Origin of the sequence: Nocardia sp. CA-135398, assembly GCF_050955845.1 — a bacterium.
Taxonomy (GTDB): Bacteria; Actinomycetota; Actinomycetes; order Mycobacteriales; family Mycobacteriaceae; genus Nocardia.
The window spans coordinates 7,743,963-7,755,975 of record NZ_CP192084.1 but is presented as its reverse complement, the minus strand read 5'-3'; the positions used below and the strand labels follow the sequence as shown (position 1 = coordinate 7,755,975).

Genomic DNA, 12,013 nt, shown 5'->3' with positions numbered 1-12,013 from the left:
CATAGTTCCACGTGACCACCCGTCCAGCAGCGAGCGGGTGGGTGGGGCCTGGACTCTGTCAGCCTGGTGCGCCTACGAGAGGTGTCCGACGGGTCGTTGCCGACTGGCCTCGCGCTGGGTGCCCCGCCTGCTCTCGTAATTGGTGCCGCCTCTCTTCGCGCTTGGTGCCGCCCGCTCCCAATGCTCGTGTCCTGGACGGTTTCGCCCGTCGGGCTTGCTGCTGGGTTTGCTCTCGTTCTGGACGGTCTTCGCCCGTCCGGCTACATGCCGGCTGCTCCCGGCCCAGACGATCTCTTCACCCCTCCGGCCGCCCAGATGGGGATCACTCAGTCGTGCGGCCCGACCAACTGCCCCGACCGTCCGGCACTCGACCCCGAATTCGCCTTCGGCGGGAACGGAATCCGCGATTGCGCAGGCGTCTGCGTCGGCCCGAATTGCGGCGTCGGCGTAGCCGATGACGCCGGACCGCGCTCCTGCCCAGATGACCCGGGGCCCGGCGCATTCGGATTTCCGAACAGCGGCCCGAGCAACTCGGGGAACGGGATCGGCGGCAGGTTCGGATCCGGGCGCAGCGTCGGCGCGGACGGGGTGGTCCCGACGGGTGAGGAGGCGGTCGAGGTGGCCGGTTGGCTGCGGTCCGGGGTGAGTGAGGGGATATTGGCGCCGGAGGGCCGGTTGGTGTTCTCCCGGTTCGGGCCGGTGGTCGAAGTGCCCGCGCTGGTCGGTGGCGCCACCGTCACCGGCGCCGTGGGTAGTTGGGCACTGCTGGTGGTGCCCGCGGGGGAGATCTCGTCGTCTCCGGTCGGCGCGAAGGTCTTCACCCCGTAGCCGATGACCAGCCCGACCACCACGATCGCACCCGCCAGCGTGCCGACGACCTTGGTGAAGGTACCGACCGGCGCGTCGGCGGCGCCGACCACCGGGAAGACCGACGGCTGCGCCGAATCCGCCACCAGCGCGGCGCCTTTCGCGATCACCGCCTCCGGATCGTCGATGGTGTGCACCGGAATATCCAGCTGGTGTTCGAGGGTGGACAGGACGGCCGGAATATTGGCCCCGCCGCCGATCACGATGACGGCCTGCGGCATTTTGGGGGCCCGCCCGAATACCGCGGCCGTGAAGACCGCGGTCTCGCGCAGCAGATCCGAGATCAGTTCCTCGAAGTCGGCCCTGGTCAGCTTGAGCGGCTGTCCGGCGACGTGATCGATGGTCACGGCTGGCGCGATCGATAGATGTTCCTTGGCGGCCCGGCCGCGGTTGGTCAGCATGCCGCGGTTGGGCCGGGTGCCGCGCCGGGCGTAGTGCAGATCGACGAGGTGGTGATAGATCAGCTCGTCGATGGCGTTGCCGCTCACCGCCGCGCTGCGCTCGGTGCGCAGGATGGTCGAGTCGGCCTGATCGGCGACGGTGACGCTGAGACCGGTCGCGCCGAGATCGACGATGGCGACGGTGTCGTAGCGGTCCACGAGTCCGGTGTGCCGCAAATAGGTAAGTGCCGCAGTACCTTCCGGCACCAGCCGCAGATCGCGCTGTTTGCCGGTGGCCGACCGGATCACCTGCGCCTGCTCTTTGCTGCGGTAGGCGACCGCCACGCTGGTGGGCGGTCGACCGGCGGCGGAATCGACACCGATCGATTTCGCACCGGCGAAGCGCGCACCGACCGGATGCGCCGGAAACGACACGTCATAGGAGAGCTGCGTGGTCGGAAGTTGGGTGGTCATCAGCTCGATCGAGGACGCGACGAGATCGCCGAGATCGGAGTGGGCCGCGTCCGCGGAAACCACCCGATAGTCGAAACTCTGCGCGCCGTTGGACGCGGTAGCGACCAGCGCCGAGCACACGACCTCGTTACCGGCCGATATGCCGAGGGATGTTCGCATGTCACCTCCCTTCGAGCGGATGGTCATGGTGTCGCCGACCATCTCGAATGGACAGCCGGACAGCTCGCGTGGATGGCGAGCGATCCGGACGCGGGACCGGGCCGACCCGTTGTCCGGATGGGTCGCTGGGACGGCCATGGATCACGTGTGGTCTTGCCCTCTGGTGAAGCTTCTTGGTGAAAAACGCTGGTGTTGTGACGCTGGTTCGAACTCGGTACTGACGCTGATCTTGCTCGTGCGGAGCGGGTATTGCTCTGTGGCGCTGGGTGTTTCGTGACGCTTGGTGCTCCCCCCACGGCGCCGGTTCGTGACGAACACGGCGAGCGGAGCACGACCGTCGTCAATACTGTCACAATCCGTTATCCGAACGTTACAGATTTGCCGAAGTCTTGGGAAGCCCTCAGTCATCTGGGCGTGGCGTGGCGCACGCGTGTCGGAAAACGACACGCAGGTGCCCGGGACCAACGTTTTTGGCACAGTCCAACCTTGAGCGCTGGCACTCGCATGTATAGAGTGCTAGTCGGCACTGTGTGATGTGCGTGTGCCACTTCGACTACTGAGCAGGGGTCCCGGCACCCGCGACGACGGGGCTGATGCGCAGGGTCGAGTTCGAGTGACCGTCGGCGACTGCTTGCCGGTCGCTCGATACAAACCGATACCGATGGTCCGGGACAACAGTTCCGGACGACCGTAAATCCCCTGAAAGTGGAGGGCTCAACGTGGCGAGCGTGAACATCAAGCCGCTCGAGGACAAGATCCTCGTCCAGGCCAACGAGGCCGAGACGACGACGGCCTCCGGCCTGGTCATCCCCGACACGGCGAAGGAGAAGCCGCAGGAGGGCACCGTCATCGCCGTCGGCGAAGGACGCGTCACCGACAAGGGTGACCGCATCCCGGTCGACGTCAAGGAAGGCGACGTCGTCATCTACAGCAAGTACGGCGGCACCGAGATCAAGTACCAGGGCGAGGAATACCTCATCCTGTCGGCGCGCGACATCCTGGCCGTCGTCACCAAGTAGCCGATAGGCACATGCGTTCCGCCCCGGTGTCTTTCGCGACCCGGGGCGGAGTGCGTTCGGCCCAGAACACACAGGAGCTGACAAACACATGGCAAAGCAGATCGAGTTCGACGAGAAGGCTCGTCGTGCTCTCGAGCGCGGCGTCGACAAGCTCGCCGACGCGGTGAAGGTCACCCTCGGGCCGCGTGGTCGCCACGTCGTGCTCGCGAAGGCCTTCGGCGGCCCGACCGTGACCAACGACGGTGTCACCATCGCGCGCGATATCGACCTCGAGGATCCGTTCGAGAACCTCGGCGCGCAGCTGGTAAAGAGCGTCGCGACCAAGACCAATGATGTCGCCGGTGACGGCACGACCACCGCCACCGTGCTGGCCCAGGCGCTGGTGCGCGCGGGCCTGAAGAACGTTGCCGCGGGCGCGAATCCGATCGCGGTCGGTTCGGGCATCGCCAAGGCCGCCGACGCGGTCTCCGAGGCGCTGCTCGCGCTGGCAACGCCGGTCTCCGGCGAGCAGGCCATCGCACAGGTCGCCACCGTCTCCTCGCGCGACGAGGAGATCGGCGAAATGGTAGGCAAGGCGCTGACCACCGTCGGTAAGGACGGCGTCGTCACCGTCGAGGAGTCCTCGACGCTGCAGACCGAACTCGTCGTCACCGAGGGCGTGCAGTTCGACAAGGGCTACCTCTCGCCCTATTTCGTCACCGATGCCGACAGCCAGCAGGCCGTCCTCGAGGACGCCTACATCCTGCTGAACCGGGAGAAGATCAGCTCGCTGCCGGATCTGCTCCCGCTGCTGGAGAAGATCGCCGAATCCGGCAAGCCGGTGCTGATCATCGCCGAGGACGTCGAGGGCGAGGCGCTGTCCACCCTGGTGGTCAACTCGATCCGCAAGACCCTCAAGGCCGTTGCGGTGAAGGCCCCATTCTTCGGTGACCGGCGCAAGGCCTTCCTCGACGACCTGGCCGTCGTCACCGCGGGCACCGTGGTCAACCCGGATCTGGGCATCGCGCTGCGCGAGGCGGGCATCGAGGTGCTCGGCAAGGCACGTCGCGTTGTCGTCACCAAGGACGACACCACGATCATCGACGGCGCCGGCACCGCCGAAGACATCGCGGCCCGCGGCGCGCAGCTGCGGCGCGAGATCGAGGCCACCGATTCGGATTGGGATCGGGAGAAGCTCGAGGAGCGCCTGGCCAAGCTGGCCGGTGGTGTCGCGGTGATCAAGGTCGGCGCGGCCACCGAGACCGCACTCAAGGAGCGCAAGTACCGGGTCGAGGACGCGGTGAGCGCGGCCAAGGCCGCCGTCGACGAGGGCATTGTGCCCGGTGGTGGTACCGCCCTGGTGCACGCCGCCGGCAAGCTCGTCGAGCTGCGCGACTCGCTGTCCGGCGATGAGGCCATCGGCGTCGAGGCAGTGCGCACCGCACTGTCGGCGCCGCTGTTCTGGATCGCCACCAATGCGGGCGTGGACGGTTCCGTGGTGGTCAGCAAGGTCGCCGACGGCAAGGAGGGCTTCAACGCCGCCACCCTCGCCTACGGTGATCTGCTCACCGACGGTGTCGTGGACCCGGTGAAGGTGACCCGCTCCGCGGTCGTGAACGCGGCGTCGGTGGCCAGGATGATCCTCACCACCGAGAGCGCGGTGGTCGACAAGCCTGCCGAAGAGGAGCACGACCACAGCCACCACGGTCACGCGCACTGAGCGTAGGCCGCACGGCAAAAGGCCCCCGGGACCGCACGTCCCGGGGGCCTTCGTTTGTGAACAATATGAACGCAATGCCGCGCGAGAAGTCGGAAAATATCAATCGCGACGGCTCGGCGGAGTTCTAAGAGGCGACGGGTGGCTGCTCAGCGGCGATGGCGGCGAGCAATCTGGTTCGCAGGGCGGCGGGCGGTTCGGCCGCCGTCGCCTCCGCGAGAGCGGCGAGGACTTCGGCCGTCTGCTGGACCTCGGTCACGAATTCCGCGCGTAGTGCGGGGTCCTCGCCGTCGAGCACTTCCTGTACCGCATTGTGGTCTTCGTCGTCGATCGATCCGAGCGCGACGGCGTGCGCGAGATCGATCCGGACTTCGTTCATCTCACGTCACCCCCAAACTTTTCTTCAGTCGTGTCAATCCGTCCCGTATACGGGACTTAACGGTCGGTAACCCTACGCCGAGGAAGTCGGCGACTTCCGCGTAGGTTCGCCCGCCGTAGTAGGCGAGCGAAATGGCTTCCCGCTGAGTCTGTGTCAATGTCCCTAGACCCTGCTGGACGGCCTGCTGCTCGAGCCTTCGCTCTACTTCTTCGGTGACCTCATCGAATTCGTTACCGAGAACCCTTATCCCATAAGCGACTTCGCGCAGGGTATGGGCCTGTTCGGCGCGGACCCGGTCGACGGCCCGCCGATGGGCGAGGGTCATCAACCACGTCACCGCGGAACCTTTGGTCGCGTCGAAACTGGACGCGGTCCGCCAGATCTGGAGATACACCTCCTGGGTGGTCTCCTCCGCGTAGCCGGGGTCGTGCAGGACCCGTAGCACCAGACCGAATACGCGCGCGCACGTTCGGTCGTAGAGCTCGGCGAATGCCTCCTGGTCGGACTGGCCGCAACGTTCGAGAAGTGCGGCGAGCTCGATACTTTCGGCGGCGCGTGCCGTTACCGCAGATTCCACCCGGTTGGAAGCAATGGTGGGTGGGATGGCTTCTCTTCGGAACGAGTCGCCCTCTGCGGCCGGCGGCCGCGTTGTCACAACGCTCCATTCTGTGTCATCGGTCACTACCGTAGCGGGCCGCTATCGGACCCCGTGCGGTGGGGTGTCAGCGAACCGCGTACGGATTAGCAACTTCTCTGTAAACCTCGACACGCCAGGCGTTTCTGGCGGGGACACGCCGTGACACGCCGATAGTTTTCGCGAAACGCCGTATGTGCAACCGACTTCGGCTTGTGGCCATCGCCGGGTGTTTGCTAGGCATTCGGCGCGCCGCGCCACGCGGATGGGAAGAAGTTGGTTTCAAACGGCCATGCGGCGACGGTTGCGCCGGGCGTGCATCTCCCGCTCGGTTTCGGACATGCCGCCCCAGATGCCATAGGGCTCGCTGACTTTGAGCGCGTGGCTGCGGCACTGCATGAGCACCGGGCAGGCCCGGCAGATCTCCTTGGCGCGCATCTCGCGGGCGGTACGGGCGCGGCCGCGTTCACCATCCGGGTGGAAAAACACCGCGGAATCCTGGCCGCGGCAGGATCCCCGCATCTGCCAGTCCCAGACGTCCGCGTTCGGTCCGGGGAGGTGGGTCGGCATGGGCATGGTGAACTCCTCATGGTGCGAGCTCGTCAGCGTTGTCGAGCAGTTGTTCTGCAACAGTTGTGGCCACGGCGCTGGGTCGGCGGCGTGCCATCGGGCTCGCCTATTGCGGTCGCTGCAATTTCGCGCGGCGCCGACCGTGGCGATGAGCTACGTTAGGTCCAGCCGCGAAATTCCGTCAATAGTTCGATGCAGCAGTTTTCTAAATCTTAAGCTGCGAAATTTAACCTCGAAGCTGTTTACTTTTTGGAGTCGTCCGGTAATACTGGTCGGTTGCCCAGAGGTCGGTAGGTCTTCGCATGGCGTCAGTATTCCGCATTCCCGCAGGTGGGAACGGGTTGGCGGTTGCACCCCCGAGTGGTAGCGAGTAGGCGCGGACGTGGGTCCTATCACACCGCTGATCGGCCACTGCGATGTCCGTTCGATCGGAGATGGCAGAAACGGGGCGCTGAGGTTAATTGCGCGAAACGCATGTGAATTCCGGTCACACACGCTATGTGATTGCCAGAAGTACTTTTACTTGATGGAAACATCGCGACGGCGATGAAATGCTCAATATTAGCCGGAAGTACCTGACGGACGGTTTCTCTTCCATGGCCGCCTGCCGCACGCGGGTTAGAGTTCGGCCGTGCTCGTGCCCGCTTCCCCCATATATATCGAGTCCGCCATGCTTGCCGACGCGGCCTTCGGTACCTGTCCCGGCCGTGCCGCTAGTGAGTTGCCGGCCGCGGCGAACCCGCTCGATCGCTGGCACCGGGCGGTGATTTTCGGTGGTCAGGGCTGCTATGCCGCGGCACGCGAAGAGTTGCGGGTGTTGCGCGCGCACACCGCCGATCCGGTGTTGCTGTCACTGGCCGCCAGCACCGAGGGCTCGTTTCTGCGCCAGCTCGGCTGGCATGCTCGCGCGGCCACATACGACGGTCGCGCGGCCGCGTTGATCCTGCCGACGGGAAATGCGATCGGACCCGCTCGCGCGGACGCGATCGGTGACGCGCTGACAGGTCTGGCGGCCGACGCACTCGGCACCGGCCGCCTGGCGCTCGCCGCCCGGCTGCTCCGGCGCAGCCATGACGCGATGACCCAGGCGCAGTCGCCGCACGGCTGGCGGACCCTGATCCGCTGGCATTGGGTCTGTGCGGAGACCGCACTCGCTTCCGGCGCCGCCGACACCGCCGCACCCCATGCCGCGACGGCCCTCGCACTGGCCGAGGACGGACCCTCGGTCCGACACCGGGTCAAGTCCCGGCTCTTGGTCGCCGCGACCGCCGCGGCATCCGGTGATATCGAACGCGCGCGCACGCTCGCCGACGAGGTCGCCGAGCAGTGCCGCGCGCACGGATTGCTCCCATTGCGTTGGGCCAGTTCGATGTTGCGCTCCGGGGTGTGCACCGAGGCGCGCGCCAGCGCAGCGGCAACCGATGCGCAGGAGTGCGCGCAGACCATCGGCCGTCGTGGCGGGCACTTTCGTCCCATGAGTGATTCCCGAGTCTGATCAACAGACCACCGTGTTGCCCGGATTCGCGGGTTGTATCGCTATTGTTAGACCCGTTCCGCCCCTTCGGCGGAAGCACTGGTCATCACCGCCGGTGCCACTTGTAACGCCAGGAAATTCTCTGACGATGACGAACACGGGCGAAGAGTTGGACCTCGCCGTCGCTGCCGCTGCGCAGGGCGACAGATCCGCTTTAGCCCAGGTACTCGAATTGGTCCGCCCGTTGGTGGTGCGCTATTGCCGCGCGCGGATCGGCGCCGCGGAGCGTGGACAGCTCTCCGCGGACGACGTTGCGCAGGAGGTATGTCTGGCCGTGATGACAGCTCTGCCCCGGTATCAGGACCAGGGCAGGCCCTTCATGGCCTTCGTATACGGAATCGCTTCGCACAAGGTTGCCGACGCTCATCGCAACGCCGCCCGTAACAAGGCGGAGGCAATGGCCGAAGTACCAGATGTCATATCCACCGACCAGGGGCCGGAACAGCGAGCTCTCGAGTCCGAAACGAGCAGGCAGATGAACAGCCTGCTCGCGACGCTTCCGGAGAAGCATCGAGAGATTCTGATCCTGCGTTTGGTCATGGGTTTGTCAGCAGAAGAAACCGCAGTCGCCGTGGGCAGTACGGCGGGTGCGATACGCGTCGCCCAACACCGGGCGCTCGCGAAACTGAAGTCACAAGTGGCGAGGGCAGGTGAAATGTATGGCTAGGGATGGCGAGCGCGGTCGGGGCGACTGGAAGGCGCGGCGTGGATCGCGAAATAGCGGTCCCTACGCCGGGAGCGGTGACACCGGTCCGGTGGATATCGCGGCGGTGCGCCGAGACGATGCGCTGATCGATGCCATTGCTAGCAACGGCCCGGTACAGACCGACAGCACGGAGGAGTTTCAGCTCGCCTCGTTGCTCGCGGACTGGCGAGCGGAGCTGATTGCTCCGCCGTTGCCCGGCGGACCGAACCTGGACGAGATCGTTGCGGCGGTCAATCAGGAGATCGGCGCCCGGCAGGTCCGTATCGGTGCGCAGTCCGGTGGGCGACTACGGCTTGTCCGTCCGATTCTCGGGACGGCTGCCGCGCTGGCACTGGTCATCGGTGGTCTGTCGGCGTTCTCCTATGGTGCCGCTCCGGGTGATCCGCTCTGGCGGGTCAAGGAAGTCGTGTTCAGCGAGCAGGCGCAGTCGACCGTGGTGCAGCGTGCCGACAGCGATCTGGCCACCGCGAAAGCGGCGCTCGCTCAGGACAATCCGGAGCAGGCAAGGGCAAGGCTGGAGGGCGCCAAGGCGAATGCGGAACTGATCGACGATCCGGTCAAGCGGGACAAGCGAATCAACGAATTCAACCTCTTGCTCGCGGAGTTGAACAAGATCGCTCCGGAGATCGGCAAGTCGCTGGCGGCGAGCACGACACCGACGACGCCCAGCCCGGCGGCAACCGATGGCACCAACTCACCGACCAAGCCTTCCGGCGATGCCGGTTCGACCTCATCGGTGGTTCCGCCGGTCGATACGAAGGTGCCGACAACGGACGCGAATCCACCGGACAAGTCGACACTGCCGACCACCGCGCCGCCGGTGACCACTCCAGAACCGCCCACCCAGCCCAGTCAACCGACCCAGGCTCCGCCGACCACCGTGGTACCCAAGCCCACGGGGGTCGTGCCGAGCGCGGATACCGGCCCACCCGTGCAACCACCGACTCATCAGCAGCCGCCGACCTTCGTGGTTCCCACCGGTTTGCCGTCTTTGCCGGGGTTGCCCGGATCGGGCCCAGCCACTTAATCGGAGTCGATACTCCGACAGCGCTTTGGTTCGTGAAAGCGCTCGATCCAGCAGAAGCGCTGTGGCGGATGCACATCCGCCACTTCCGCGCGTGCGTTGGTGCGCGGACATCCGAATAATCGTGCATGAACCGATCGCCGACCGGCGGTCGGCTTCTTGTATGTCAGCTATTTCACATCGCGCCCGCGCGTCAGCGCGGTGTGTGGGCGCGCGATGTCAGCTGTCGAACCCGTCGAATCCGTCGCCGTGGAATGCCTCGTTCATCGAGGCGTCCGCGTATCCCCGGCAGTAATCCCAGGTGACATACGCTTCCGGCATCGGGTCGTAGGCGGGCTCGTGCGGGCGCACCGTGCCGTCGACCAGCAGCTGAAGCAGGTTGGCGCGCAGCATGTCCCAGTCGTGGTAGTGATCTTGTCTGCAGTCTTCGCAGCTGACCACGAGTCCTCGGATGCCACGGTGCGCTAGTAATGCCTCATACACCGCAAGGTCGGCGAGATCCTCCTCGACCGCAAGGCGCTCGTGGGGATCCAGCGGTTCACCGGGCTCGATGGCATCGAGCGCGGCGGACGGGTCGGAGGGGTCTCCGGCGAACGGATCCGGCGGCAAGCCAGGTGGTAGATGGTCACGCACACCCCCACGGTACGCAGAACAGGGTGCTCTTCGCCAGCTATGTGGCGCGCAAGTTTCGGTGGTGGGCTCAGTTCATCCGCGTGTTTGCGGGACAGATACCATGGGTGACAGGCCCGGCCAGTATCCGACAGCGCTGGCGGAGCCGCCACCATCTATCCCATCAGCTTCCACGACGCCGGCCACCCCGGCGTTCGTTGCTTTCGACGTCCAGGAGGGGTCGATCCGAATGAGTAATCCCGTATCGGGCGAACGAATCGCGGTCCGCCCTCCTACGGGTGGTGACGATCCGAACAAGATCGCCATGCTCGGCCTCACGTTCGACGATGTGCTGTTGCTGCCGGCCGCTTCGGATCTCATCCCGAGCTCGGTGGAGACCTCCAGCCAGCTCACCCGCGAGATCCGGTTGCGCACCCCGCTGTGCAGTTCCGCGATGGACACCGTGACCGAGGCACGCATGGCCATCTCCATGGCGCGCGCTGGCGGCATGGGCGTACTGCACCGCAATCTCTCCGTCGCCGATCAGGCCGCGCAGGTCGAGACCGTCAAGCGGTCCGAGGCGGGCATGGTCACCGATCCGGTGACCTGTCGACCCACCGACACCCTGGCCGAGGTGGACGCGATGTGCGGGCGCTTCCGCATTTCCGGTCTGCCGGTGGTGGATGAGACCGGCGCGCTTGTGGGCATTATCACCAATCGCGATATGCGCTTCGAGGTGGATCAGAACCGTCGGGTCGCCGATGTGATGACCAAGGCGCCGCTGATCACCGCACAGGAGGGTGTCACCGCCGAGGCCGCGCTCGGTCTGCTGCGCCGCCACAAGATCGAGAAGCTGCCGATCGTCGACGGCAACGGCCGCCTGCGCGGACTCATCACCGTCAAGGACTTCGTCAAGACCGATCAGTACCCGAACGCCACCAAGGACCGCGACGGCCGCCTGCTCGTCGGCGCGGCGATCGGTGTCGGCGAGGACTCCTGGTCGCGCGCCATGACTTTGGCCGACGCCGGGGTGGATGTGCTCATCGTCGACACCGCGCACGGCCATCAGGCCGGTGTGCTGCAGATGGTCACCAAGGTCAAGGCCGAGGTCGGCGATCGCATCCAGATCGTCGGCGGCAATGTGGCCACCAGGGCCGGTGCGGCCGCGCTGGTCGAGGCGGGCGCGGATGCGGTGAAGGTCGGTGTCGGTCCCGGCTCGATCTGCACCACCCGCGTGGTCGCCGGTGTCGGAGCGCCGCAGATCACCGCGATCCTCGAGGCCGTCGCCGCGTGCAAGCCGCATGGCGTTCCGGTGATCGCCGACGGCGGCATCCAGTTCTCCGGTGATATCGCCAAGGCCATCGCGGCGGGCGCGTCCACCGTGATGCTCGGCTCGCTGCTGGCCGGTACCGCCGAGTCGCCGGGTGAGCTCATCCTGGTGGGCGGCAAGCAGTTCAAGAGCTACCGCGGCATGGGATCGCTCGGTGCCATGCAGGGCCGCGGCCAGGCCAAGTCCTACTCCAAGGATCGCTACTTCCAGGATGACGTGCTCGCCGAGGACAAGCTGGTGCCCGAGGGCATCGAGGGCCGGGTGCCGTTCCGGGGACCGGTCAACCAGGTGATCCATCAGCTCGTCGGCGGACTGCGGGCAGCCATGGGCTACACCGGGTCGCAGTCCATCGCGGATCTGCAGGAGGCACAGTTCGTGCAGATCACCGCGGCGGGACTCAAGGAGAGCCACCCGCACGACATCACGATGACCGTCGAGGCGCCCAATTACACTGGTCGCGGCTAGCCTGCTTGACGGGTTGTGTACTGGACGGAATGGTCCGTGCATGATTGACCGTGTTCGCGGTCATCGAGGTGCACAGCCGAGGGCCTCGCGAGGTGGAGGGCACAGGATCACGAGTCCTGACCCGACGCTCCGGACGTAGTCACGTGTTGGCGATCGACCGCTCAGTA

11 protein-coding genes are annotated in these 12,013 nt (G+C 66.0%); 6 read left to right on the top strand and 5 right to left on the bottom strand.

The window, feature by feature from the left end:
* Positions 1-326: 326 nt before the first annotated feature.
* On the bottom strand, positions 327-1,880 hold the full coding sequence (locus tag ACQP1T_RS34600; RefSeq protein WP_433757203.1) for an Hsp70 family protein: 1,554 nt from the start codon (positions 1,878-1,880) through the stop codon (positions 327-329).
* A gap of 719 nt (positions 1,881-2,599) precedes the next feature.
* Here ACQP1T_RS34600 and groES point away from each other — a divergent pair.
* Together groES and groL are read left to right on the top strand one after the other, a co-directional pair.
* The gene (groES, locus tag ACQP1T_RS34595; protein WP_040686722.1) at positions 2,600-2,899 is read left to right on the top strand and encodes a co-chaperone GroES; all 300 of its coding nucleotides are present in this window, start codon (positions 2,600-2,602) and stop codon (positions 2,897-2,899) included.
* Between the two features lie 88 nt (positions 2,900-2,987).
* The gene (gene groL, locus ACQP1T_RS34590; protein WP_433757202.1) at positions 2,988-4,598 is read left to right on the top strand and encodes a chaperonin GroEL; all 1,611 of its coding nucleotides are present in this window, start codon (positions 2,988-2,990) and stop codon (positions 4,596-4,598) included.
* Positions 4,599-4,722: 124 nt separating this feature from the next.
* On the opposite strand, the gene ACQP1T_RS34585 is transcribed toward groL, so the two are convergent.
* The 3 genes from ACQP1T_RS34585 to ACQP1T_RS34575 form a co-directional block, all read right to left on the bottom strand.
* Positions 4,723-4,974 carry an RskA family anti-sigma factor gene (locus ACQP1T_RS34585; protein ID WP_433757201.1) on the bottom strand — a complete coding sequence of 84 codons (252 nt, stop codon included), beginning with the start codon at positions 4,972-4,974 and terminating at the stop codon, positions 4,723-4,725.
* A gap of 1 nt (position 4,975) precedes the next feature.
* Positions 4,976-5,551: a sigma-70 family RNA polymerase sigma factor gene (locus tag ACQP1T_RS34580; protein ID WP_433757200.1), complete on the bottom strand. Its 576-nt coding sequence runs from the start codon at positions 5,549-5,551 to the stop codon at positions 4,976-4,978.
* Positions 5,552-5,890: 339 nt separating this feature from the next.
* Positions 5,891-6,184 carry a WhiB family transcriptional regulator gene (locus tag ACQP1T_RS34575; RefSeq protein ID WP_014981828.1) on the bottom strand — a complete coding sequence of 98 codons (294 nt, stop codon included), beginning with the start codon at positions 6,182-6,184 and terminating at the stop codon, positions 5,891-5,893.
* 625 nt (positions 6,185-6,809) lie between these two features.
* Here ACQP1T_RS34575 and ACQP1T_RS34570 point away from each other — a divergent pair.
* The 3 genes from ACQP1T_RS34570 to ACQP1T_RS34560 all read left to right on the top strand — a co-directional run bounded on the left by ACQP1T_RS34570 (position 6,810) and on the right by ACQP1T_RS34560 (position 9,445).
* Positions 6,810-7,673, top strand: coding sequence for a hypothetical protein (locus ACQP1T_RS34570; RefSeq protein ID WP_433757199.1), 864 nt, complete (start codon positions 6,810-6,812; stop codon positions 7,671-7,673).
* 127 nt (positions 7,674-7,800) lie between these two features.
* On the top strand, positions 7,801-8,379 hold the full coding sequence (locus ACQP1T_RS34565; RefSeq protein ID WP_040686727.1) for a sigma-70 family RNA polymerase sigma factor: 579 nt from the start codon (positions 7,801-7,803) through the stop codon (positions 8,377-8,379).
* Positions 8,372-9,445: an anti-sigma-D factor RsdA gene (locus ACQP1T_RS34560; RefSeq protein ID WP_433757198.1), complete on the top strand. Its 1,074-nt coding sequence runs from the start codon at positions 8,372-8,374 to the stop codon at positions 9,443-9,445. Before ACQP1T_RS34565 ends, ACQP1T_RS34560 begins: the two co-directional genes overlap by 8 nt.
* Before the next feature lie 216 nt (positions 9,446-9,661).
* Here the strand turns inward: ACQP1T_RS34560 and ACQP1T_RS34555 are convergent, their stop codons facing one another.
* Positions 9,662-10,075 carry a DUF5319 domain-containing protein gene (locus ACQP1T_RS34555; RefSeq protein WP_040686729.1) on the bottom strand — a complete coding sequence of 138 codons (414 nt, stop codon included), beginning with the start codon at positions 10,073-10,075 and terminating at the stop codon, positions 9,662-9,664.
* 226 nt (positions 10,076-10,301) lie between these two features.
* On the opposite strand from ACQP1T_RS34555, the gene guaB reads away from it, so the two are divergent.
* On the top strand, positions 10,302-11,846 hold the full coding sequence (gene guaB, locus ACQP1T_RS34550) for an IMP dehydrogenase (RefSeq protein ID WP_433757197.1): 1,545 nt from the start codon (positions 10,302-10,304) through the stop codon (positions 11,844-11,846).
* Positions 11,847-12,013: the final 167 nt, after the last annotated feature.

Excerpts from the sequence above, each read along its gene's own strand:
- ACQP1T_RS34585 (WP_433757201.1), bottom strand. The coding sequence starts at position 4,974 with ATGAACGAAGTCCGGATCGATCTCGCGCACGCCGTCGCGCTCGGATCG.
- groL (WP_433757202.1), top strand. The coding sequence starts at position 2,988 with ATGGCAAAGCAGATCGAGTTCGACGAGAAGGCTCGTCGTGCTCTCGAG.
- ACQP1T_RS34575 (WP_014981828.1), bottom strand. The coding sequence starts at position 6,184 with ATGCCCATGCCGACCCACCTCCCCGGACCGAACGCGGACGTCTGGGAC.
- ACQP1T_RS34565 (WP_040686727.1), top strand. The coding sequence starts at position 7,801 with ATGACGAACACGGGCGAAGAGTTGGACCTCGCCGTCGCTGCCGCTGCG.
- guaB (WP_433757197.1), top strand. The coding sequence starts at position 10,302 with ATGAGTAATCCCGTATCGGGCGAACGAATCGCGGTCCGCCCTCCTACG.
- ACQP1T_RS34560 (WP_433757198.1), top strand. The coding sequence starts at position 8,372 with ATGGCTAGGGATGGCGAGCGCGGTCGGGGCGACTGGAAGGCGCGGCGT.
- ACQP1T_RS34600 (WP_433757203.1), bottom strand. The coding sequence starts at position 1,880 with ATGCGAACATCCCTCGGCATATCGGCCGGTAACGAGGTCGTGTGCTCG.